Source organism: Pseudomonas sp. B21-047 (assembly GCF_024748775.1).
Classification (GTDB): domain Bacteria; phylum Pseudomonadota; class Gammaproteobacteria; order Pseudomonadales; family Pseudomonadaceae; genus Aquipseudomonas; species Aquipseudomonas capeferrum.
Map to the genome: position 1 here is coordinate 1,023,050 of NZ_CP087169.1, position 21,402 is coordinate 1,044,451.

Consider the following 21,402-nt stretch of genomic DNA (forward strand, 5'->3'; position numbering starts at 1 on the left):
GGCCATGGCCATGGGACGTCTGAACCGCGTTCTTGTCGCCTTGACTCGCTGGGGGCTGGGCTTGTGTGCGCTGCTGGCGGTGCTGGTGGCGTTGTATGTCAGCCTCGGCCGGCAATTGGTGCCGTTGGTGGCCGAGTACCGAGCCGATGTCGAGAGCAAGGCCGAACAGGCGTTGGGCCTGCCAGTGCATGTCGGCGCCCTTGAGGGGCGCTGGAGCGGGCTGGCGCCTGTGCTGCGCGTTCGCGACCTGCAATTGGGCGAAGGCGCCACCGCGTTGCGCCTGGACGACGTCAAGCTGGTGCCGGACTTGTGGGCCAGCCTGACCTCCCGCGAGGTACGCCTGGCGCGTATTCAGTTAGGCGGCTTGCAACTGATCCTGCGCGAAGATGAGCAAGGCGCCTGGAACCTCGAAGGGCTGCCGAAAAAAGACGATGCCGCCCTCGACCCCGCCGAATTGCTGCAGCGCTTGCGCCAACTGGGGCGTATCGATGTATTCGACAGCCAGGTTACCTTGCAGCCCTGGCAGCGCGACCCCCTGACCTTGACGTATGTGAGTGCCGGCCTGCAGGCCGGTGCCTCGCGCCAGGCCCTCGACGTGCGCGCAACCCTGCCGGACGGCCAGCCCCTGGCGCTGAACCTGCGCAGCCGCGCGTCGGCCAAAGCCTGGCAAGACGCTGAGGTTACGGCATACCTGAGCCTGCCGCAGAGCGATTGGGCGCGCTGGTTGCCGCCGCGTCTGCTGGGCCAGTGGCAGGCTGACGCATTGCGCGCCGGGGGCGAGTTCTGGGTCGACTGGCGCCAAGGCCAGTTGCAACACGCGGTGGTCCGTCTCAATGCGCCAACGCTGCAAGGTGCGTATGCCGGGCGCAAGGCCGCAACCCTGGACAACCTGGCGCTCGCCGCCTGGTTCCAGCGCAGCCCGCAAGGCTTCGATGTGAGTGTCGATTCCCTGGCCATGAGCATCGGCAAGACCCGTTGGGAAACCCATCTGCAGTTACGCCAGCGCCCTGGGCAGGCACCCGCCGACGAGCGCTGGGAAGTGCAGGCCGACCGCCTTGACCTCACTCCGCTGACCCCATTGATCGATGCCTTGGCACCGCTGCCGGATAACCTCATGGCCGTGGTCGATGGCCTGAAGGTCACCGGCGCGCTGCGCAACCTGCGCCTGGAGGCGCGGCCCAAGGCTGAGGGCGACCAGCGGCTGCAATTTGCCGCCAACCTGGAGCAGGTCGGTTTCAACGCCTACCACGGTGCCCCGGCGGCCGGCAACGTCAGTGGCAGCATCAGCGGCGACCTGGGCCATGGCGAGCTGCGGCTCGACACTGAGGCCTTCATGCTGCACTTGTACCCGATCTTCGCCAAACCTTGGCATTACCAGCAGGCCAATGCCCGCCTGACCTGGGCCCTCGACAAGCAAGGCTTCACCCTCGTCGCGCCGTACCTCAAGGTGCTGGGCGAGGAGGGCAAGATCGCCGGTGACTTCCTGATCCGCCTGCTGTTCGAAGAGGGCCGCGAGGACTACATGGACCTGCGGGTCGGGTTGACCGAGGGCGATGGCCGATACACCGCCAAATACTTGCCGGAAGTGCTCAGCCCGGCCCTCGACGAATGGCTGCGCAGTGCGATCGTCAAGGGCACCGTGGATGAGGGCTACTTCCAGTACCAGGGATCGCTGAACCACGGCGCCGCCCCGGAGGCTCGCAGTATCAGCCTGTTCTTCAAGGTGCGTGACGCGGCGCTGGACTTCCAGCCCGGCTGGCCTCAAGTGCAGCAGGTCGATGGTGACGTGCTGATCGAAGACAGTGGTGTGCGCATCAAGGCCCACCATGGCCTGCTGCTCGATACCAAGGTCAGTGACGTCAGTGTCGACATCCCCCACGTCGAAGGCGACCAGCACAGCCATCTGTACCTGGATGGCGATTTCGACGGCAGCCTGGGTGACGGCCTGAAAATTCTCAAGGAAGCCCCGATCGGCACGGGTGAAATCTTCGCCGGGTGGGAAGGCGAGGGCCCGCTCAAGGGCAAGGTCAAGCTCGATATCCCCCTGGCACATGGGCAGCGGCCCAAGGTCAAGGTGGACTTCGCCACCGCTGATGCCCGCCTCAAGGTGGCCCCGCCAAGCCTGGAGCTGAACCGCCTGAAGGGCGACTTCAGTTTCGACTTCGACAAGGGCCTGAGCGGCAAGGACATCAGCCTGCAGGCGTTCGGCAAGCCGGTGACTGCGCAGATCGTCGCCGAGGGCGAGCCAGGGCAGATGCAGACCCGCATCAACGCCAGCGGCCAGGTTTCGCTGAAAGCGCTGACCGAGTGGCTGCAGTTCAACCAGGCGCTGCCTGCCTCGGGCGAGCTGCCCTATCAGTTGCAGGTCAACCTGGGTGGCCGGGACAACAGCCTGAACGTCAACTCGTCGCTCAAGGGGTTGGCGATCAATTTGCCGGCCCCCTTCGGCAAGGCAGCGGCGGATACCCGCGACAGCCGCTTCAGCATGAACCTGCAGGGCCAGGAGCGGCGCTTCGACGCCAGCTATGCCGACCTTGCACGCTTTGCCTATGCCGCGCCCGGCGACAAACTGGCCCAGGGCCGCGGTGAGCTGCTGTTGGGCACAGGCCAGGCGCAAGTGCCAAGCGGCCAGGGGCTGCGGGTACGCGGGCACCTGGAAACACTGGACCTGGCGCCGTGGCAAGCGCAGATGGCTAGCCTGGGCGGTGACGACCCCGGTGGCAGTGCCCGGCAGAGCCTGCAAAGCGTCGACCTGAGCATCGGCCAGCTCAAAGCCTTCGGCATGGACCTGAATCAGGCGGTGGTGCGTCTGGCCCGTGGTGGCCCGGCGTGGGACCTGCGCCTGGACAGCAAGGAAGTCATCGGCAACGCGCGCGTACCCGACGCCAAGGCCGCGCCAATGTCGGTGCGCCTGCAGACCTTGCGCCTGCCAGCGGCGGACCCGGCCCAGGCGCAGGCCGAGGAGGGGCCCGACCCGTTGGCCTCATTCGACCCGCGCAAGGTGCCTGCCCTGGACCTGAGCATCGACAAGCTCTACCGTGGCGACGACCTCTATGGCAGCGCATCGATCAAGTTGCGCCCGACCGCGCGTGGCGTATCGGCAGACGATATCGACCTTGACTTCAAGGGCCTGCGCATCGATGGCGGCGGTGGCTGGGAAGGCCCGCCGGGCAGCAGCAGTAGCTGGTACAAAGGGCGCCTGGACGGCAAGAACCTGGCCGATGTGCTCAAGGCGTGGGGGTTTGCCCCCACCGTGACCAGCCGCGATTTCCGCCTGGATGTCGACGGCCGCTGGCCGGGCTCACCTGCCTGGGTGGGCTTGAACCGTTTCTCCGGGAGCATGGATGCCGCCCTGCGCACCGGCCAGTTCGTCGAAGTCGAAGGCAGTGCCCAGGCCCTGCGCGTGTTCGGCCTGCTCAACTTCAACTCCATCGGCCGCCGCTTGCGCCTGGACTTTTCCGACCTGTTCGACAAAGGCCTGGCCTATGATCGGGTCAAGGGCCTGCTGGTGGCCAGCAATGGCGTCTACGTGACCCGCGAGCCGATTACCGTTACCGGCCCGTCGAGCAACTTCGAGCTTGACGGTACCCTCGACCTGGTCCGTGACCGGGTGGATGCCAACCTGCAGGTGAGCCTGCCGGTGACCAACAACCTGCCGCTGGCTGCCCTGATTATCGGGGCACCTGCGGTGGGGGGCGCGCTGTTCCTGGTCGATCGCTTGATCGGCGACCGGGTATCACGCTTTGCCAGCGTGCATTACCGCGTCGAGGGGCCGTGGAAAGAGCCTAGAATCACATTTGTGAAACCTTTCGAGAAATCGCGCTAGGAGTCTTCATGAAGGCAGCGGTGATCCAGATGGTCAGTCAGGACGACGTGCTGGCCAACCTGCAGCGTGCCGGCGCCCTGCTTGAACAGGCCGCGCTCGGTGGCGCACGCCTGGCCGTGCTGCCAGAAAACTTCGCCGCCATGGGGCGCAAGGATGCTGCAGTGATCGGCCGCGCCGAAGCCTTGAACGAAGGGCCGATCCTGCCATGGTTGAAACGCACCGCGCGCGACCTCAAGTTATGGATTGTTGCCGGCACCTTGCCGTTGCCACCGGTCGGCCAGCCTGATGCCAAGGCCCATGCCTGCTCACTGCTGATCGACGAGCACGGTGAAGTGGCGGCACGCTACGACAAGTTGCACCTGTTCGACGTGGACGTCGCCGACAACCGCGGCCGTTACCGTGAGTCCGACGACTATGCCCATGGCGCGCAGGTGGTGGTGGCCGATACCCCGGTGGGGCGCCTGGGCCTGAGCGTATGCTATGACCTGCGCTTCCCCGAGTTGTACAGTGCCTTGCGCGTTGCCGGGGCCGAGCTGATCTGCGCGCCAGCCGCCTTCACTGCGGTGACGGGCGCGGCGCACTGGGACGTGCTGATTCGCGCGCGTGCCATCGAGACCCAATGCTACCTGTTGGCCGCAGCGCAGGGCGGCACCCATCCAGGCCCACGGGAAACCCATGGGCATGCAGCGATCGTCGACCCTTGGGGGCGGATCGTTGCGCAGCAGGCGCAGGGCGAAGCGGTATTGCTCGCCGAGCGCGACACTGATGAACAAGCGTCCATTCGGGCGCGCATGCCGGTGGTTTCGCACCGGCGCTTTTTCTCGCAGGACGCCTTGCGGCCTGCGCACACCTCGGAGTGACTATGAGCCAGATGTTATCCACCGTCAGCGAGCAGCTCCTGGCCCCAGGCGGGTTGACCCTGGACAGCCTGCAGGCTGTGCTGGGTGAGTTGGCCGGCCCGGGCATCGATGCCGCCGACTTGTATTTCCAGGGCCAGATCTCGGAAACCTGGGCGCTGGAGGACGGCATCGTCAAAGAGGGCAGCTTCAACCTCGACCAAGGCGTGGGCGTGCGTGCCCAGTCCGGTGAAAAGACCGGCTTCGCCTACAGCAACGCCATCAACCTGGAGGCACTGACCTCGGCGGCCCGTGCCGCGCGTTCGATCTCCCGTGCCGGGCAGAATGGTACGGTCCAGGCTTTCCGCAGCCAGGATGTGACGGCCCTGTATGCGCCGGACAACCCCCTGGATGTGCTCAGTCGCGCCGAAAAGGTCGACCTGCTCAAGCGTGTCGATGCCGCCACCCGGGCGCTGGACCCGCGTATCCAGCAGGTCAGCGTGAGCATGGCCGGGGTCTGGGAGCGCATTCTCATCGCGGCGGCCGATGGCAGCCTGGCCGCCGACGTGCGCCCGCTGGTGCGCTTCAACGTCAGCGTCATCGTCGAACACAATGGCCGCCGCGAGCGCGGTGGCCAGGGTGGCGGCGGGCGTACCGACTACCGCTTCTTCACCGAAGAGAAAGTCATGGGTTATGCCCGTGAGGCGTTGCGTCAGGCCCTGGTGAACCTGGAGGCGATTCCTGCCCCGGCGGGTACCTTGCCCGTGGTGCTGGGGCCGGGCTGGTCGGGCGTACTGTTGCATGAAGCGGTGGGCCATGGCCTGGAAGGCGACTTCAACCGCAAGGGCAGCTCGGCGTTCAGCGGCCGGATCGGTGAGCAGGTGGCGTCGAAACTGTGCACCATCGTCGACGACGGCACCCTTGAAGGCCGCCGCGGTTCGTTGAGCGTGGATGACGAAGGCACCCCGACCGAGTGCACCACGCTGATCGAGAACGGTGTGCTCAAAGGCTACATGCAGGACAAACTGAACGCCCGCCTGATGGGCATGGCCGTGACCGGCAATGGCCGCCGCGAATCCTACGCCCATCTGCCGATGCCGCGCATGACCAACACCTACATGCGCGCGGGCGAAAGCGACCCGCAGGAAATCATCGCTTCGGTGAAAAGAGGCATCTATTGCGCCAATCTGGGCGGTGGCCAGGTGGATATCACCAGCGGCAAGTTCGTCTTTTCCACCAGTGAGGCTTACCTGATCGAAGACGGCAAGATCACCGCGCCGGTCAAGGGTGCAACGCTGATTGGCAACGGGCCGGAGGCGATGAGCCGGGTGTCGATGGTCGGCAATGACCTGGCGCTGGACAGTGGCGTCGGCACGTGCGGCAAGGATGGGCAGTCGGTGCCGGTAGGGGTCGGGCAGCCGACGTTGAAACTCGATGCGATTACCGTCGGCGGGACCGGGGCGTGACAGGTGTGGGGGCTGCGCAGCAGCCCCTGGGCAATCAGCGCAATCCGCGCTGCAGCTCGTCGAGGTCGCGGATGTACTTGAACACCTTGCGCGCGGCGGCAGGCGGTTTGTTACGCGCCTTCTCGTGCTGGGCATGGCGGATCAGCGAGCGCATTTGCTGGCGATCGGTATTGGGGTACTCGTTGACGAAGCGTTCGAGGTCTTCGTCATTGCCGTCGATCAACCGGTCGCGCCAGCGCTCCAGGCCGTGGAAACGCTCGTTGTACTGGCGGGTCGAGCTGTCCATCTGTTCGAGCAAGGCATGGATGGCATCCAGGTCCTGCACACGCATCAGCTTGCCGACAAACGACATGTGGCGTTTGCGGGCACCGTGAGCGGTGTGCTTGCTGGCCTCGGCCAGCGCCTTGCGCAGCTCGTCGGTCAACGGCAGGCGTGCCAGGGTGTCGGCCTTGAGCGTAGTGAGGCGCTCGCCGAGTTCGACCAGTGCATGCAGTTCGCGCTTGATCTGGGTTTTGCTTTTTTCGCCGTCGAAGGCGTCGTCGTTTGAATCAACCATGGTGGCAGTCCGCTAGAAATCGCCGCCATGATAACCAGTCGGGGGCCGCTTGTCCGGCCCGGTCGTAGAATGACCCTCGCCGAACGCAGAATTTGAGTGGAGAGAACCATGAGTGCAGTCCAGAGCGTAGGTCCGAAAGACCTGCCAGCCTTGCAGGAGCAGGTCGAAGCGATCATCGCCGAAGCGCGTCGCCAGGGCGCCAGTGCCTGCGAAGTGGCGGTCTCGCTGGAGCAAGGCCTGTCCACCACGGTGCGTCAGCGCGAGGTCGAAACGGTCGAGTTCAACCGTGACCAGGGCTTTGGCATCACCCTCTATGTCGGCCAGCGCAAAGGTTCGGCCAGTACCTCGGCAAGTGGCCCCGAGGCGATCCGCGAAACCGTAGCCGCCGCGCTGGCGATCGCCAAGCATACGTCCGAAGACGAATGCTCCGGCTTGGCCGACGCCGCCCTGATGGCCCGCGATATCCCGGACCTGGACCTTTACCACGACTGGGACATCGAACCCGAGAAGGCGATCGAGATGGCCCTGGCTTGCGAGGCCGCGGCGTTCGACGCCGATTCACGCATTCTCAACGCCGATGGCACCACGCTCAACACTCACCAAGGGTGCCGAGTGTATGGCAACAGCCACGGCTTCATCGGCAGCTACGCCTCGACCCGACACAGCCTGAGCTGCGTGATGATCGCCGAGGGTGATGGCCAGATGCAGCGTGACTACTGGTATGACGTAAACCGCCAGGGCAATTTGTTGGCCGACCCGCGCAGCATCGGCCAGCGTGCGGCCCAGCGTGCGGCCAGCCGCCTCGGCGCCCGCCCGGTGCCGACGTGCGAAGTGCCGGTGCTGTTCTCGGCAGAGCTCGCCGGCGGCCTGTTTGGCAGCTTCCTGTCGGCCATTTCCGGCGGCAACCTGTACCGCAAGTCGTCGTTCCTTGAAGGCACTATCGGGCAGCGGCTGTTCCCAAGCTGGCTGACCCTCGATGAGCGCCCGCATATTCCCCGGGCCTTGGGCAGTGCTGCGTTCGACGGTGACGGCCTGGCGACCTACGCCAAACCGTTCGTCGACAAGGGTGAGCTGGTGTCGTACCTGCTGGGGACCTATTCCGGGCGCAAGCTCGGCCTGCCCAGCACGGCCAACTCCGGGGGGGTGCACAACCTGTATGTGACCCACGGCGTCGAGGACCAGGCGGCCCTGATCCGCCGGATGGGGCGTGGCTTGCTGGTGACCGAGTTGATGGGGCATGGCCTGAACATGGTCACGGGCGACTATTCGCGTGGGGCTGCAGGCTTCTGGGTCGAGAACGGCGAGATCCAGCATGCGGTCCAGGAAGTGACCATCGCCGGGAACATGAAGGACATGTTCCAGCAAATCGTGGCGATCGGCAGCGATCTTGAGACCCGCAGCAATATTCACACGGGCTCGGTGCTGATCGAACGGATGACCGTTGCCGGCAGCTGAGTGGCCGCCTGATCTACAAAACCCGGCCTGCGCGCCGGGTTTTTTTATACCTGCTTACTCCCTGCTTTGGTCGATGCCCTCTTGAAGTGATTCTATTTATCACTTAATAATGAATATCATTACCCAGTTGCTTGGCGATGGTGTTCATGAAATCCGTCCTCCACGAGTTGCCCTACCTGGAAAACTGGCGCTGGCTCAGCCGGCGCATTCGCTGCGCGCTCGAGCCCGATGAGCCGCGCCTGATCGAGCACTACCTGGCCGAAGGCCGCTACCTGGTGTGCTGCACCGAAACCTTGCCATGGACGGTGGCCCTGACCTCCTTTCGCCTGCTCCTGGATACCGCTTGCGACCGCATGCTGCCCTGGCATTGGCGCTGCCTGTGCCTGGACCAGGCCTGGCGACCCTTGCTCGACCTGCGCAACCTCGACCGCCGCGAACAGAACCAGCGCTGGCAGCCCTACGCCCTGCAATTGGCCAATTGCGTGCTGCTGCCTTCGATTTCTCCCGATGAACTGATGCAAGGATTAGACGATGAGTAATACCCGTATCGAGCGTGACAGCATGGGTGAGCTGCAGGTGCCTGCCGAGGCCCTGTATGGCGCCCAGACCCAGCGCGCGGTCGACAACTTCCCGGTCAGCGGCCAGCGCATGCCGGCCCAGTTCATTCGCGCATTGCTGCTGGCCAAGGCCGCAGCGGCCAAGGCCAACATCGAGCTGGAGCAGGTGAGCGCCGAGCAAGGTCAGGCCATCGTCAAGGCAGTCGAACAACTGCTGGCGGAAGATTTCATCCAGCATTTCCCGGTGGATGTGTTCCAGACCGGTTCCGGCACCAGTTCGAATATGAACGCCAACGAGGTGATCGCCACCCTGGCGACTCGCGTGCTGGGTAATGCGGTCAATGCCAACGACCATGTGAACTGCGGCCAGAGCAGCAACGACATCATCCCGACTACCATCCATGTCAGTGCCGCCCTGGCGCTGCACGAGCAACTGCTGCCAGCGTTGCGTCACCTGGTACAGGTGATCGAGGCCAAATCGCAGCAGGTACACCCATTCGTCAAAACCGGCCGTACCCACCTGATGGACGCCATGCCCGTGCGCATGAGCCAGGTGCTCGACGGCTGGGCAGCACAAATCAAAGGCGCGCAGGCGCACATCGAGGCGACCCTGCCGAGCCTGCAGGCGCTGGCCCAGGGCGGCACGGCGGTGGGAACGGGTATCAACGCCCACCCACAGTTCGCTGCCGGCTTCGCGCGCCAGCTCAGTGCCCTGACCCAGGTCGAGTTCACCCCTGGGCAGAACCTGTTTGCCCTGATCGGCTCGCAGGACACCGCCGTAGCTCTTTCCGGGCAGCTCAAGACTGCTGCGGTGGCGCTGATGAAAATCGCCAACGACCTGCGCTGGATGAACTCCGGCCCGTTGGCCGGCCTTGGCGAGATTGAACTGCAAGGCCTGCAGCCTGGCTCTTCGATCATGCCGGGCAAGGTCAACCCAGTGATCCCGGAAGCCACTGCCATGGTGGCTGCGCAGGTCATCGGCAATGACGCGACCATCGCCATCGCCGGGCAGTCGGGCAACTTCGAGCTGAACGTGATGCTGCCGGTGATCGCCCGCAACCTGCTGGAAAGCATCGAACTGATGGCCAACGTCAGCCGCTTGCTGGCCGACAAGGCCATCGCCACGTTCAAGGTCAATGAAGGCAAGCTCAAGGAGGCGCTGGCGCGCAACCCGATCCTGGTCACGGCGCTGAACCCGATCATCGGCTATCTCAAGGCCGCCGAAGTCGCCAAGACCGCCTACCAGCAAGGCCGCCCGATCATCGATGTGGCGCTGGAGCATACCGACTTGTCGCGCGACCAGCTGGAAGCGCTGCTCGACCCGGAAAAACTCACCGCCGGCGGGATCTGACCCCGGCGCAGGAGACACGCCATGCAGCACTGGAAACGCACCACCGAAATGGCCAACCACCTGTTCGAGCAAGGTGAGTGGGTCGATGCACGGGAACACTACCTGCAAGCCCTGGCGCTGGCCCAGGTGCTGTTCGAGCGCTGGCATGACGTCGACGAAGCGGTGGCGGTGTTCGTCATCGCTCACCACAACCTGGCCGACCTGCACCTGCGGCTGAACCAGCCGCACGAGAGCGCCGACTACCTGTGCTCTGCGCATCAGCGCCTGCTGCAGGCCAGCCAGGAGGCCCGCTTGCCCCAGGCGCTGCGCGATGCCGCGCTGCGCCACAGTGGGCGCACCTACACCGAGTTGCTGAATTTCATCGCCGAGTACGGCCAGTACCCGCGCACCGAGCGCCTGCTCAACCGTCACGCACCCGCGGCCAGCGCGCTGGCGGCGAAGGCCGACGTGACACCCAGACCCCACGCTTACGGAATCCACTGACATGCCACACACCTTGCCTGCGTTGCCCTATGCCTACGATGCGCTGGAACCGCACATCGATGCCCAGACCATGGAGATTCACCACAGCAAGCATCACCAGGCCTATATCAACAACCTCAACGCCGCTATCGAAGGCACCGAATGGGCCGAGTGGCCGGTGGAGCAGTTGGTCGGCGCGGTCAAGCAGTTGCCAGAGAAGCTGCAGGCTGCGGTGATCAACCAAGGGGGTGGCCACGCCAACCACACGCTGTTCTGGACCGTCATGGCGCCACAGGGTGGCGGCCAGCCGCACGGTCAGGTGGCCAAGGCAATCGAAGCCGAGCTGGGTGGTTTCGACGCCTTCAAGGACGCGTTCACCAAAGCGGCACTGAGCCGCTTCGGCAGTGGTTGGGCCTGGCTCAGCGTCACCCCGGAAAACAAGCTGGTGGTTGAAAGCAGCGGCAACCAGGACAGCCCGCTGATGCACGGTAATACGCCGATCCTGGGGTTGGACGTGTGGGAACACGCTTACTACCTCAAGTACCAGAACCGTCGCCCTGAATACATCGGTGCCTTCTACAACGTCGTCGACTGGGCGGAAGTAGAACGTCGTTATCTCGAAGCCTTGAAGTGAGTCGATCCGGTATGCGTTCACAGGTGTTGTCCGTCAGCAGCGTGCGTCTGTTTCGCCTGGCGATAGGAACCTTGCTGTTGCTGGTCGGCACTGCGCTGTTGCTGGCGCAGGGCATTGCCTGGCTGGGCCTGGAACCGCGCATGTTGCGCGCCCTCGAGGGGGGCGCACTGTGCGCGTTGGGGACGGCGCTGGGCGCGGTACCGGTGTTGGTGATACGTAATATGCCGGTGGCCCTGGCCGACACACTGCTGGGCTTCGGCGCCGGCGTGATGCTGGCAGCCACCGCGTTTTCCCTGATCATTCCGGGGCTGGAAGCGGCTCAAGGTATCGGCTTCAGCCCCTGGGGCGCGGGCGGCCTGATCAGCTTTGGCTTGATGTTCGGCGCCTTGTGCCTGTTTCTGGTCGACCTCAAGGTTTCCGGGGCCTCGCCGGAAGCCTTGGTCGGCACGGATAACCAGCCAGTGATCGCCGCGCGAATCTGGCTGTTCGTGATTGCCATCATTGCCCACAACATTCCTGAAGGCATGGCCATCGGCGTGTCGGCGGGTGGCGGTATGGCGGATGCCGACAGCCTGGCCATGGGCATCGCCTTGCAGGATGTGCCTGAGGGCCTGGTGATAGCGCTGGTGCTGGCGGGGGCGGGCATGCCGCGGTTCAAGGCGTTTCTGATCGGAGCCGCTTCAGGCCTGGTCGAACCCGTGGCTGCGGTGATCTGTGCCTGGCTGGTCAACGTAGCCGAACTGCTGCTGCCGTTGGGGTTGGCGTGTGCGGCGGGAGCGATGCTGTTGGTGGTGACCCAGGAAATCATCCCTGAGTCGCGCAGCAATGGGCATCACCGCTTGGCCAGCCTGGGGCTGTGTATCGGTTTCTGCCTGATGATGGTGATGGACACCGCGATGTCCTGAGCGGTTTACTCGCCTTCGTCGAAGTAGTTGTTGATCAGCTCGATCAAGGCTTCCAGCGCTTCGTTGTCCTGTTCGCCTTCGGTCAGCAGGTGCACCTGGGTGCCTTTGCCTGCCGCGAGCATCATCACTGCCATGATGCTTTTGCCGTCCACCAGCTTGTCGGGCGCGCGGCCCACGCGCACCTGGCAGGGGAAGCGCCCGGCCACGCCGACGAACTTGGCTGCCGCCCGGGCATGCAGGCCCAGCTTGTTGATGATGGTGATTTCGCAGGCGGGCATCGTGGGGTGGATCCTGTGGGCTAGAGGTCGCGGTGGCGGACCTGGACGTTTTTCAGTGATTGCTGCAGCAACTCGCCGAGGCGTTCGGTCAGGTACACCGAGCGGTGATGGCCGCCGGTGCAGCCGATGGCGATAGTGACGTAGGCGCGGTTGCTGGCGGCGAAGCGGGGCAGCCATTTGAGCAGGTAGCTGGAAATGTCGTTGAACATCTCTTCGACATCCGGCTGGGCGGCGAGGTAGTCGATCACCGGCTGATCGAGGCCGGAGTGCTCACGCAGCTCGGGCTTCCAATAGGGGTTGGGCAGGCAGCGCACATCGAACACCAGGTCGGCATCGACCGGCATGCCGCGCTTGAAGCCGAACGATTCGACCAGAAACGCAGTGCCAGGCTCTGGCTGGTTGAGCAGGCGTAGCTTGATCGAGTCGCGCAGTTGGTAAAGGTTTAGGCTGGTAGTGTCGATTTTCAGGTCAGCCAGATCGGAGATCGGCCCCAGCATGTCGCTCTCGACCCGTATTGCCTCTGCCAGGGAACGGTTGGCATTGGTCAGCGGGTGGCGCCGGCGCGTCTCGGAGAAGCGTTTGAGCAGCGTATCTTCGTCGGCGTCCAGGTACAGCACGTCGCATTGGATGTGCCGCGCTCGGGCCTCTTCGAGCAGTTCGGGGAAACGCGACAGGTGGCTGGGCAGGTTGCGCGCGTCAATCGACACGGCGACCTTGGGTTGCAGCAACTCGGTATTGATCAACGCGTTTTCCGCCAGCTGCGGTAGCAGGCCGGCGGGCAGGTTGTCGATGCAATAGAAACCGTTGTCTTCCAGCACATCGAGGGCGGTGCTCTTGCCGGAGCCGGACCGGCCGCTAACGATGATCAGACGCATGTTCAGGGCTCGCTCTGGACGTCCAGGACAACCTGGTAAAGGGCCTCGTTACTGCTGGCTGCACGCAGACGATCACGAACCTCTTTGCGATCGAGCATGCTGGCAATCTGGCGCAGCAGTTCCAGGTGCGCATCGGTGGCAGCTTCGGGCACCAGCAGGACGAACAGCAGGTCCACGGGTGCGCCATCGATGGCGTCGTAGTCGATCGGTGCCTCCAGGTGCAGCAAGGCGCTGACGGGGGCGGTGCATCCTTCGAGCCGGCAGTGGGGGATGGCGATGCCGTTGCCGAACCCGGTCGAGCCGAGTTTTTCACGGGCGACCAGTTTTTCGAAGACGTCTTGCATCTCCAGTTCTGGCACTTGGTCGGCGATGACAGTGGCGACCTTTTCGAGGGCGCGCTTCTTACTGCCGCCCGGCACGTTCACGAGGGAACGGCCGGGGGTCAGGATGGTTTCAAGTCGGATCATGGATGAGGGGGATCAGCGGGCAGCCGTGCCTTGCAGCAGGCTTTGCTGTTTTTCCTTGTGTTTTTTCAGTTGGCGGTCGAGCTTGTCGGCCAAGGCGTCGATCGCTGCATACATGTCTTCGTGTTCCGCGTTGGCGACCACTTCACCGCCAGGAATCTGCAGGGTCGCTTCGACCTTCTGCTGCAGCTTCTCGACCTTCATGATGACCTGCACGTTGGTAATCTTGTCGAAGTGACCCTCCAGGCGCTTGAGTTTCTGCTCGATATAGTCGCGCAGCGGCGGGGTGACTTCTACATGGTGTCCACTGATGTTGACTTGCATACAGCTTCTCCTTTGTTGCCCGTGCATCATAAAGAGGCAGGTCTTGCACCTGCCCCGCAAATGCTGTGGCACATACCAGGGGCTACATCAGTCGCTTGCGCTCGCTCGACGGTGCGATGCCGAGAGACTCGCGGTACTTGGCGACGGTGCGACGGGCTACCTGGATGCCTTGTGCCTCCAGTAAACCAGCGATCTTGCTGTCACTCAATGGCTTTTTCTGATTTTCCGCCGCAACCAGTTTCTTGATGATCGCGCGGATCGCCGTGGACGAGCATTCTCCGCCTTCGGCGGTGCTCACATGGCTTGAGAAAAAGTATTTCAGTTCGTAGATACCGCGGGGCGTGTGCATGTATTTCTGCGTGGTGACCCGCGAAATGGTCGACTCGTGCATGCCCACCGCTTCGGCAATGTCATGCAGCACCAAGGGCTTCATCGCTTCGTCGCCATGGTCGAGAAAACCGCGCTGATGCTCGACGATCTGCGTGGCGACCTTCATCAGCGTTTCGTTGCGGCTCTGCAGGCTCTTGATGAACCAGCGCGCTTCCTGCAGCTGGTTGCGCATGAAGGTGTTGTCGGCGCTGGTGTCGGCGCGTCTGACAAAGCCTGCGTACTGCGGGTTGACGCGCAGCCGCGGGATCGCCTCCTGGTTCAGCTCGACCAGCCAGCGCTCACTGTCCTTGCGCACGATGACGTCGGGCACGACGTACTCGGGCTCGCTCGATTCGATCTGTGAACCGGGGCGCGGGTTGAGGCTTTGCACCAGTTCGATGACCTGGCGCAGTTCGTCTTCCTTGATCTTCATGCGCCGCATCAGCTGGCTGTAGTCGCGGCCACCCAGCAGGTCGATGAAGTCGGTGACCAGGCGCTTGGCCTCGGCCATCCAGGGGGTGCTGGCCGGCAGCTGACGCAGTTGCAACAGCAGGCATTCGCCGAGGTTGCGTGCACCGACGCCGGCAGGCTCGAACTGCTGGATGCGGTGCAAGACCGCTTCGACCTCGTCCAGCTCGATATCCAGTTCAGGGTCGAAACCGGCGCAGATCTCCTCCAGGGTGTCTTCCAGGTAGCCCTGGCCATTGATGCTGTCGATCAGAGTGACGGCGATCAGGCGATCGGTATCGGACATCGGCGCCAGGTTCAGCTGCCACAGCAGGTGGCTTTGCAGGCTCTCGCCGGCCGATGTGCGGGTGGTGAAGTCCCACTCGTCGTCATCGTTGCTTGGCAGGCTGCTGGCGCTGGTCTGGTAGATGTCTTCCCAGGCGGTGTCGACCGGCAGCTCGTTGGGGATGCGCTCGCTCCACTCACCGTCTTCCAGGTTTTCGGCACTGGCGGTGCTTTCCTGGAAGCTGTTGTCCTGGGCTTCGGCGGCCGGTTTGCTCTCGGCGTTATCGGCCATCGGGTCGCTATTGTCGAAGTCCTCGCCGTCTTCCTGACGTTCGAGCATCGGGTTCGACTCCAGCGCTTCCTGGATTTCCTGTTGGAGGTCCAGGGTGGACAGCTGGAGGAGGCGGATGGCCTGTTGCAACTGAGGAGTCATCGTCAGTTGCTGGCCCATTTTTAGGACGAGCGATGGTTTCATGGCAGGGGCTTAATACCTTGTTCGCCGGCGCGCATGCGCCATCCACTACACGAGGGCGCCGGAGCGCCAAATTCAAGCAAGTTTTATGCCTTAAATTGTAGCGTTTGCCTAGAGCACCGTAACAACTTAAACCCCGTCAAGGGTTATTTGCCGGTGCTCCAGGTGCGTCCCGGGGTCAGAGTCGGAACTCGTGACCCAGGTAAACCTCTTTGACCAGGTCGTTGGCCAGGATGGTCTCGGCATCGCCTTCGGCGATCAGTCGGCCATCATTGACGATATAAGCGGTTTCGCAGATATCCAAGGTCTCGCGCACGTTGTGGTCGGTGATCAGTACACCGATGCCCTTGGCCTTGAGATGGTGGATGATCTGCTTGATGTCGCCGACCGAAATCGGGTCGACACCCGCGAAGGGTTCGTCCAGCAGGATGAACTTCGGTGCGGTTGCCAAGGCCCGGGCGATCTCGACGCGGCGGCGTTCGCCACCCGAGAGGCTCATGCCGAGGTTGTCGCGGATGTGGCTGATATGGAACTCCTGCAGCAGGCTTTCCAGCTCCTTGCGGCGGCCGTCGCGGTCGAGTTCCTTGCGGGTCTCGAGGATCGCCATGATGTTGTCGGCCACCGACAGCTTGCGGAAGATCGAAGCTTCCTGCGGCAGGTAGCCGATACCGGCGCGGGCGCGACCGTGCATGGGCTGGTGGCTGACATCGAGGTTGTCGATCAGCACGCGCCCTTGCTCAGCCTGGACCAGGCCGACGATCATGTAGAAGCAGGTGGTCTTGCCGGCGCCGTTGGGGCCGAGCAGGCCGACGATCTGGCCACTGTCGATCGACAGGCTGACATCGCGCACGACCTGCCGACCCTTGTAGCTCTTGGCCAGGTGCTGGGCTTTAAGGGTTGCCATTTACTCGGCCTTCTTCTTGGGCTGGATCACCATGTCGATACGCTGACGCGGTGTAGTCACGTTGCCACCGCGACCGGCGGTCGCTACCTGGGTCTGGGTGTTGTAGACGATTTTCTCGCCTTCGGTGGTGTTGCCTTCGTTTTCGACCTTGGCGCGGTCGGTGAGGATCACCAGGTCCTTCTGCGACTGGTACTGGATAGTCACACCCCAGCCCTTCATCTTGTCCGGCTTGGCGGCGCTCTGTTGCTGCTCGAAGTAGGCCAGGTTGCCTACCGAGGTCACCACGTCGATATCGCCGGTGGCGGAGCGGGTGATGGTCACGGTGTTGCCAGTGATTTTCATCGAGCCCTGGGTGATGATCACATCGCCGGTGTAGGTGGCCACACCCTGCTTGTCGTCCAGATGGGCATTGTCGGCCTGGATACGGATCGGCTGATCACGGTCGTTCGGCAGTGCGAAGGCGCTCGCGCTTCCCAGTGCTGCGCTCAGGCTGAGCAAAAGGGGGAGGGTTTTAACGAGCCTCATACTGTCCTCTTACGTTAGAGAGCAGGTCCATCCTGCCTTCTTTCAAATACGCTTTCATTCCTTTGCCCGTAGTTGTGCCACCGGCGCCGTCGATTCTAACGGCTTGCTCGGTCTGCGCATATTGCTTCTGCGGGAACACGGTCATGCGTGAGCTGGTAATGATGGTCTCACGCTGCTTTTCGTCGGTGCGGGCAACGCGTACCTGGTCGATCAGCTCGACCTCGGTACCGTCCGGGTTGACCTCGGCGCGGGCGCTCTGCACGTGCCATGGGTACTCGGTGCCGCGGTACATATGCAGGTCGGGCGTGGTCAGCAGGGTGATTTCGCTGGCCTTGAGGTGCTCGACCTTGTCGGCGGTCATTTCATACTGCAGTTTGCCGTCGGGCAAGAATTGCAGGCTGTGGGCGTTGGTCGCGTAGTAGTCGATAGCGCTATCGTCGACCTGGCTCACCGGCTTGTCGAGGAAGCTTTCCGGGCTGACGTTCCAGTAGCCGATCGCCACCAGCAGGGCGGCGATGACCCCGAGCAGCGCAAAGTTGCGGACTTTCTTGCTGAACATGGGCAGCCTTACAGGTAGTTGGCGTTGGCAGCGTCCAGGGTGCCCTGGGCCTGCATGATCAGTTCGCAGAATTCACGGGCGGCCCCTTCGCCGCCGCGCGCCTGGGTCACGCCCTGGGCGTGCTGGCGAACGAACGGCGCGGCGTTGGCTACCGCCATGCCCAGGCCCACGCGGCGAATCACCGGCAAGTCTGGCAGGTCGTCGCCCAGATAGGCGACCTGATCATAGCTTAGGCCCAGTTCGGCGAGCAGGCCGTCAAGAACCACCAATTTGTCCTCGCGGCCCTGGAAAAGGTGAGGAATACCGAGGTTCTTCGCGCGGCGCTCGACCACCGGGGTCCTGCGCCCGCTGATGATTGCGGTGGTTACGCCCGAGGCCATGAGCATCTTGATGCCCTGGCCATCGAGGGTGTTGAAGGTCTTGAATTCGCTGCCATCTTCGAGGAAATAAAGGCGACCGTCGGTGAGCACGCCGTCGACGTCGAACACCGCCAGCTTGATGGCCTTGCCCCGTTGCATGAGGTTCTGGTTCATTTACATCACTCCGGCGCGCAGCAGATCGTGCATGTTAAGGGCACCGGTCGGCCGGTCGTCGCGGTCCACGACCACCAGGGCGCCGATCTTGTGGTCTTCCATGATCTTCAGGGCTTCGGCAGCGAGCATCTCGGCGCGGGCAGTCTTGCCGTGCACGGTCATCACGTCGTCGATCAGCGTGGTGTGCACGTCGATATTGCGATCGAGGCTGCGGCGCAGGTCGCCGTCGGTGAACACCCCGGCCAGGGTGCCATTGGCTTCGACGATCACGGTCATGCCCAGGCCTTTGCGGGACATTTCAAGGAGTGCGTCCTTGAGCAGGGTGCCGCGTGCCACCTGGGGCAGTTCGTCGCCGGTGTGCATGACATTCTCGACCTTGAGCAGCAGGCGACGGCCCAGCGCGCCACCGGGGTGCGAGAAGGCGAAGTCCTCGGCAGTGAAGCCGCGGGCTTCGAGCAGGGCGATCGCCAGGGCATCGCCCAGTACCAGCGATGCCGTGGTGGAGGAGGTCGGCGCCAGGTTCAGCGGGCAGGCCTCCTGGGCAACACGGGCGTCGAGGTTGACCTCGGCGGCCTGGGCCAGGGGCGAATCAGGGTTGCCGGTGAGGCTGATCAGCTTGATGCCCAGGCGCTTGATCAAGGGCAGCAGTGTGACGATTTCGGCGGTGCTGCCGGAGTTCGACAGGGCCAGGATGACATCGTCGCGGGTGATCATGCCCATGTCGCCATGGCTGGCTTCGGCCGGATGCACGAAAAACGCAGGCGTGCCAGTGCTGGCCAGGGTGGCGGCGATCTTGTTGCCGATGTGCCCGGACTTGCCCATGCCGACCACGACGACCCGGCCCGTGCTTGCCAGGATCAGTTCGCAGGCCTTGACGAAATTGTCGTCGATGCGCGCCAACAGGGCCTCTACGGCCTCGAGTTCCAGGCGCAAGGTGCGTTGGGCGGATTGGATCAGCTCGCTGGATTGGCTCATGTCGAAAAAGCAATGCCTGATGAAAAGGCGGCGATTATAGCCGCAATGAAAGAAACCCTCACCCTTTCGATTGCTGTGACGAATGCCATCAAAGCCTGTCTCAGGGCTGAACGACTCGCTCCCCGGCCTTGGGGCGGCGCTGTCAGCGGTGCTATAGTTCGCCGCTATTCGGCCTGCCACGGGCGCGTGTGCCTTCAAGAAGAGGGCCGGCGTCCATTAGGACGAGGCTGCACTAGCAAGGAGTCTAGATGAGTGTGGATAGCGCCTACGCGGTCGAGTTGAAGGGGGTATCCTTCAAGCGCGGTTCGCGCAGCATTTTCAGCAATGTCGACATCCGCATCCCGCGCGGCAAGGTCACCGGCATCATGGGGCCATCGGGTTGCGGCAAGACCACGTTGCTACGCCTGATGGGCGCGCAGTTGCGCCCGTCCGGTGGTGAGGTGTGGGTAGCGGGGCAGAATCTGCCGACGCTGTCGCGCAGCGACCTGTTCGACGCGCGCAAGCAGATGGGCGTGCTGTTTCAGAGTGGCGCGCTGTTCACTGACCTCGATGTGTTCGAGAACGTCGCCTTCCCGCTGCGCGTGCATACCCAGCTGTCGGAAGAAATGATCCGTGACATCGTGCTGATGAAGCTGCAGGCCGTGGGCCTGCGCGGAGCCATCGACCTGATGCCCGACGAGCTGTCCGGTGGCATGAAGCGCCGGGTGGCGTTGGCCCGTGCGATTGCCCTGGACCCGCAGATCCTGATGTATGACGAGCCGTTCGTCGGCCAGGACCCGATCGCCATGGGCGTATTGGTGCGCCTGATCCGCCTGCTCAACGATGCACTGGGCATCACCAGCATTGTCGTTTCCCACGACCTGGCCGAAACCGCCAGCATTGCCGACTATATCTACGTGGTCGGTGATGGTCAGGTGCTGGGGCAGGGCACGCCCGACGAACTGATGGGCTCGGACAACCCGCGTATTCGCCAGTTCATGAAGGGCGATCCGGACGGTCCGGTACCCTTCCACTTTCCCGCGCCTGATTACCGCGCCGACCTGCTGGGGGCGCGTTGATGCGCAGAAAATCCTTACTCGAACGTGTTCGCCTGTTCGGTCGCTCGGCGATCGACGTGGTGGCGGTGCTCGGGCGTTCCTGCCTGTTCCTGTTTCACGCGCTGGTCGGGCGTGGCGGCATTGGCGGTGGTTTCCAGCTGCTGACCAAGCAGCTGTATTCGGTGGGCGTGCTGTCGCTGGCGATCGTTGCCGTGTCCGGTGTGTTCATCGGCATGGTGCTGGCGCTGCAGGGTTACAGCATCCTGACCAAGTACGGTTCGGAGCAGGCGGTCGGGCAGATGGTTGCCTTGACCCTGCTGCGTGAGCTCGGGCCGGTGGTGACCGCCTTGCTGTTCGCTGGCCGTGCGGGCTCCGCGCTGACCGCCGAGATCGGCAACATGAAGTCCACCGAGCAGTTGTCTAGCCTCGAGATGATTGGCGTCGACCCGCTCAAGTACATCATCGCGCCGCGATTGTGGGCCGGTTTCATCTCGCTGCCGCTGCTGGCGCTGATCTTCAGCGTGGTCGGCATCTGGGGTGGTTCGTGGGTCGCAGTCGACTGGCTGGGCGTGTACGAGGGCTCGTTCTGGGCCAACATGCAGAACAGTGTTTCCTTTACCGACGACGTGTTGAACGGCTTGATCAAGAGCCTGGTGTTCGCCTTCGTCACCACCTGGATTGCCGTGTTCCAGGGGTACGACTGTGAGCCCACCTCAGAAGGGATCAGCCGCGCCACCACCAAGACCGTGGTCTATGCCTCGTTGGCAGTCCTGGGTCTGGACTTTATTCTGACCGCCTTGATGTTTGGAGATTTCTGATGCAAAACCGCACCCTGGAAATCGGTGTCGGCCTGTTCCTCCTGGCCGGGATCCTGGCGCTGCTGCTGCTGGCCCTGCGTGTCAGCGGGCTGTCGGCCAGCCCGAGCAGTGATACCTACAAAGTTTATGCGTACTTCGACAATATCGCCGGTTTGACGGTCAGAGCTAAAGTGACCATGGCCGGTGTGACGATCGGCAAGGTCACCGCCATCGATCTGGACCGTGATTCCTACACCGGTCGGGTGACGCTGCAGCTGGACAAGACCGTCGACAACCTGCCGACCGACTCCACTGCCTCGATCCTGACCGCCGGGTTGCTGGGCGAGAAGTACATCGGCATCAGCGTGGGCGGCGAAGATCAGGTGCTCAAGGATGGCGCGACCATCCACGACACCCAGTCGGCCCTGGTGCTGGAAGATCTGATTGGCAAGTTCCTGCTCAACTCCGTTGGCAAGGAACCGAAAGAAGCGCAACCGGCTAATTAAGGAG

General features: G+C 63.4%; 23 protein-coding genes. 12 read left to right on the top strand and 11 right to left on the bottom strand.

Annotated features, from left to right (window positions below; translation table 11 throughout):
• Positions 1-4 precede the first annotated feature (4 nt).
• From LOY26_RS04675 to tldD, 3 genes are read left to right on the top strand one after another with little or no spacing between them, the layout of a single operon-like run.
• Positions 5-3,826: a YhdP family protein gene (locus tag LOY26_RS04675; protein WP_258714452.1), complete on the top strand. Its 3,822-nt coding sequence runs from the start codon at positions 5-7 to the stop codon at positions 3,824-3,826.
• Between the two features lie 8 nt (positions 3,827-3,834).
• Positions 3,835-4,686: a carbon-nitrogen hydrolase family protein gene (locus LOY26_RS04680; RefSeq protein WP_258714453.1), complete on the top strand. Its 852-nt coding sequence runs from the start codon at positions 3,835-3,837 to the stop codon at positions 4,684-4,686.
• A 2-nt stretch (positions 4,687-4,688) separates the two neighbouring features.
• A complete protein-coding gene (gene tldD, locus LOY26_RS04685) occupies positions 4,689-6,128 on the top strand; it encodes a metalloprotease TldD (protein ID WP_033701116.1) in 1,440 nt (479 codons plus the stop codon).
• Between the two features lie 34 nt (positions 6,129-6,162).
• On the opposite strand, the gene yjgA is transcribed toward tldD, so the two are convergent.
• A complete protein-coding gene (yjgA, locus tag LOY26_RS04690) occupies positions 6,163-6,684 on the bottom strand; it encodes a ribosome biogenesis factor YjgA (RefSeq protein WP_258714454.1) in 522 nt (173 codons plus the stop codon).
• Positions 6,685-6,792: 108 nt separating this feature from the next.
• On the opposite strand from yjgA, the gene pmbA reads away from it, so the two are divergent.
• The 6 genes from pmbA to LOY26_RS04720 all read left to right on the top strand — a co-directional run bounded on the left by pmbA (position 6,793) and on the right by LOY26_RS04720 (position 12,048).
• Positions 6,793-8,139 (top strand): metalloprotease PmbA, encoded by a 1,347-nt coding sequence (gene pmbA, locus LOY26_RS04695; RefSeq protein ID WP_033701112.1) that lies wholly within the window; start codon positions 6,793-6,795, stop codon positions 8,137-8,139.
• A gap of 137 nt (positions 8,140-8,276) precedes the next feature.
• Entirely contained in the window at positions 8,277-8,678 is a 402-nt protein-coding gene (locus tag LOY26_RS04700) for a hypothetical protein (protein ID WP_033701111.1), read from the top strand.
• Positions 8,671-10,047, top strand: a complete 1,377-nt coding sequence (locus tag LOY26_RS04705) for a lyase family protein (protein ID WP_258714455.1) — start codon at positions 8,671-8,673, stop codon at positions 10,045-10,047. The genes LOY26_RS04700 and LOY26_RS04705 overlap by 8 nt, the downstream gene beginning before the upstream one ends.
• A 21-nt stretch (positions 10,048-10,068) precedes the next feature.
• Positions 10,069-10,530: a hypothetical protein gene (locus tag LOY26_RS04710; RefSeq protein ID WP_186662925.1), complete on the top strand. Its 462-nt coding sequence runs from the start codon at positions 10,069-10,071 to the stop codon at positions 10,528-10,530.
• A 1-nt stretch (position 10,531) separates the two neighbouring features.
• A complete protein-coding gene (locus LOY26_RS04715; protein WP_258714456.1) occupies positions 10,532-11,143 on the top strand; it encodes a superoxide dismutase in 612 nt (203 codons plus the stop codon).
• Positions 11,144-11,154: 11 nt separating this feature from the next.
• Complete coding sequence (locus LOY26_RS04720) at positions 11,155-12,048, top strand: ZIP family metal transporter (RefSeq protein WP_099452996.1); 894 nt, start codon at positions 11,155-11,157, stop codon at positions 12,046-12,048.
• Between the two features lie 5 nt (positions 12,049-12,053).
• Here LOY26_RS04720 and LOY26_RS04725 read toward each other — a convergent pair whose 3' ends face one another.
• From LOY26_RS04725 to LOY26_RS04770, 10 genes are all read right to left on the bottom strand, one after another.
• Complete coding sequence (locus LOY26_RS04725; RefSeq protein ID WP_033701105.1) at positions 12,054-12,326, bottom strand: HPr family phosphocarrier protein; 273 nt, start codon at positions 12,324-12,326, stop codon at positions 12,054-12,056.
• Between the two features lie 20 nt (positions 12,327-12,346).
• Entirely contained in the window at positions 12,347-13,201 is an 855-nt protein-coding gene (gene rapZ, locus LOY26_RS04730; protein WP_033701103.1) for an RNase adapter RapZ, read from the bottom strand.
• Between the two features lie 2 nt (positions 13,202-13,203).
• Positions 13,204-13,668, bottom strand: coding sequence for a PTS IIA-like nitrogen regulatory protein PtsN (gene ptsN / locus LOY26_RS04735; RefSeq protein WP_033701102.1), 465 nt, complete (start codon positions 13,666-13,668; stop codon positions 13,204-13,206).
• Between the two features lie 12 nt (positions 13,669-13,680).
• Positions 13,681-13,989, bottom strand: coding sequence for a ribosome hibernation-promoting factor, HPF/YfiA family (gene hpf, locus LOY26_RS04740; protein ID WP_033701100.1), 309 nt, complete (start codon positions 13,987-13,989; stop codon positions 13,681-13,683).
• 82 nt (positions 13,990-14,071) lie between these two features.
• Complete coding sequence (locus LOY26_RS04745) at positions 14,072-15,565, bottom strand: RNA polymerase factor sigma-54 (RefSeq protein WP_033701099.1); 1,494 nt, start codon at positions 15,563-15,565, stop codon at positions 14,072-14,074.
• Between the two features lie 175 nt (positions 15,566-15,740).
• Complete coding sequence (gene lptB, locus LOY26_RS04750; protein ID WP_033701098.1) at positions 15,741-16,466, bottom strand: LPS export ABC transporter ATP-binding protein; 726 nt, start codon at positions 16,464-16,466, stop codon at positions 15,741-15,743.
• Complete coding sequence (gene lptA / locus LOY26_RS04755) at positions 16,467-16,991, bottom strand: lipopolysaccharide transport periplasmic protein LptA (RefSeq protein WP_033701097.1); 525 nt, start codon at positions 16,989-16,991, stop codon at positions 16,467-16,469.
• Complete coding sequence (gene lptC / locus LOY26_RS04760; RefSeq protein WP_033701095.1) at positions 16,978-17,550, bottom strand: LPS export ABC transporter periplasmic protein LptC; 573 nt, start codon at positions 17,548-17,550, stop codon at positions 16,978-16,980. The genes lptA and lptC overlap by 14 nt, the downstream gene beginning before the upstream one ends.
• Positions 17,551-17,558: 8 nt before the next feature.
• On the bottom strand, positions 17,559-18,083 hold the full coding sequence (locus LOY26_RS04765) for an HAD family hydrolase (protein ID WP_258714457.1): 525 nt from the start codon (positions 18,081-18,083) through the stop codon (positions 17,559-17,561).
• On the bottom strand, positions 18,084-19,058 hold the full coding sequence (locus tag LOY26_RS04770) for a KpsF/GutQ family sugar-phosphate isomerase (protein ID WP_033701093.1): 975 nt from the start codon (positions 19,056-19,058) through the stop codon (positions 18,084-18,086).
• A 248-nt stretch (positions 19,059-19,306) separates the two neighbouring features.
• Between LOY26_RS04770 and LOY26_RS04775 the strand changes: the two genes are divergently transcribed.
• Genes LOY26_RS04775 through mlaD form a run of 3 tightly spaced genes read left to right on the top strand, consistent with a single transcriptional unit; the run spans position 19,307 to position 21,398 of the window.
• Positions 19,307-20,116 carry an ATP-binding cassette domain-containing protein gene (locus tag LOY26_RS04775; protein WP_033701092.1) on the top strand — a complete coding sequence of 270 codons (810 nt, stop codon included), beginning with the start codon at positions 19,307-19,309 and terminating at the stop codon, positions 20,114-20,116.
• Positions 20,116-20,913, top strand: coding sequence for a lipid asymmetry maintenance ABC transporter permease subunit MlaE (mlaE, locus tag LOY26_RS04780; protein WP_033701089.1), 798 nt, complete (start codon positions 20,116-20,118; stop codon positions 20,911-20,913). The genes LOY26_RS04775 and mlaE overlap by 1 nt, the downstream gene beginning before the upstream one ends.
• On the top strand, positions 20,913-21,398 hold the full coding sequence (gene mlaD, locus LOY26_RS04785) for an outer membrane lipid asymmetry maintenance protein MlaD (RefSeq protein ID WP_016501327.1): 486 nt from the start codon (positions 20,913-20,915) through the stop codon (positions 21,396-21,398). Before mlaE ends, mlaD begins: the two co-directional genes overlap by 1 nt.
• Positions 21,399-21,402: the final 4 nt, after the last annotated feature.

Bases quoted from the DNA above. Each gene is read 5' to 3' on its own strand.
- LOY26_RS04675 (WP_258714452.1), top strand. From the start codon at position 5: ATGGCCATGGGACGTCTGAACCGCGTTCTTGTCGCCTTGACTCGCTGG.
- LOY26_RS04680 (WP_258714453.1), top strand. From the start codon at position 3,835: ATGAAGGCAGCGGTGATCCAGATGGTCAGTCAGGACGACGTGCTGGCC.
- tldD (WP_033701116.1), top strand. From the start codon at position 4,689: ATGAGCCAGATGTTATCCACCGTCAGCGAGCAGCTCCTGGCCCCAGGC.
- yjgA (WP_258714454.1), bottom strand. From the start codon at position 6,684: ATGGTTGATTCAAACGACGACGCCTTCGACGGCGAAAAAAGCAAAACC.
- pmbA (WP_033701112.1), top strand. From the start codon at position 6,793: ATGAGTGCAGTCCAGAGCGTAGGTCCGAAAGACCTGCCAGCCTTGCAG.
- LOY26_RS04700 (WP_033701111.1), top strand. From the start codon at position 8,277: ATGGTGTTCATGAAATCCGTCCTCCACGAGTTGCCCTACCTGGAAAAC.
- LOY26_RS04705 (WP_258714455.1), top strand. From the start codon at position 8,671: ATGAGTAATACCCGTATCGAGCGTGACAGCATGGGTGAGCTGCAGGTG.
- LOY26_RS04710 (WP_186662925.1), top strand. From the start codon at position 10,069: ATGCAGCACTGGAAACGCACCACCGAAATGGCCAACCACCTGTTCGAG.
- LOY26_RS04715 (WP_258714456.1), top strand. From the start codon at position 10,532: ATGCCACACACCTTGCCTGCGTTGCCCTATGCCTACGATGCGCTGGAA.
- LOY26_RS04720 (WP_099452996.1), top strand. From the start codon at position 11,155: ATGCGTTCACAGGTGTTGTCCGTCAGCAGCGTGCGTCTGTTTCGCCTG.
- LOY26_RS04725 (WP_033701105.1), bottom strand. From the start codon at position 12,326: ATGCCCGCCTGCGAAATCACCATCATCAACAAGCTGGGCCTGCATGCC.
- rapZ (WP_033701103.1), bottom strand. From the start codon at position 13,201: ATGCGTCTGATCATCGTTAGCGGCCGGTCCGGCTCCGGCAAGAGCACC.
- ptsN (WP_033701102.1), bottom strand. From the start codon at position 13,668: ATGATCCGACTTGAAACCATCCTGACCCCCGGCCGTTCCCTCGTGAAC.
- hpf (WP_033701100.1), bottom strand. From the start codon at position 13,989: ATGCAAGTCAACATCAGTGGACACCATGTAGAAGTCACCCCGCCGCTG.
- LOY26_RS04745 (WP_033701099.1), bottom strand. From the start codon at position 15,565: ATGAAACCATCGCTCGTCCTAAAAATGGGCCAGCAACTGACGATGACT.
- lptB (WP_033701098.1), bottom strand. From the start codon at position 16,466: ATGGCAACCCTTAAAGCCCAGCACCTGGCCAAGAGCTACAAGGGTCGG.
- lptA (WP_033701097.1), bottom strand. From the start codon at position 16,991: ATGAGGCTCGTTAAAACCCTCCCCCTTTTGCTCAGCCTGAGCGCAGCA.
- lptC (WP_033701095.1), bottom strand. From the start codon at position 17,550: ATGTTCAGCAAGAAAGTCCGCAACTTTGCGCTGCTCGGGGTCATCGCC.
- LOY26_RS04765 (WP_258714457.1), bottom strand. From the start codon at position 18,083: ATGAACCAGAACCTCATGCAACGGGGCAAGGCCATCAAGCTGGCGGTG.
- LOY26_RS04770 (WP_033701093.1), bottom strand. From the start codon at position 19,058: ATGAGCCAATCCAGCGAGCTGATCCAATCCGCCCAACGCACCTTGCGC.
- LOY26_RS04775 (WP_033701092.1), top strand. From the start codon at position 19,307: ATGAGTGTGGATAGCGCCTACGCGGTCGAGTTGAAGGGGGTATCCTTC.
- mlaE (WP_033701089.1), top strand. From the start codon at position 20,116: ATGCGCAGAAAATCCTTACTCGAACGTGTTCGCCTGTTCGGTCGCTCG.
- mlaD (WP_016501327.1), top strand. From the start codon at position 20,913: ATGCAAAACCGCACCCTGGAAATCGGTGTCGGCCTGTTCCTCCTGGCC.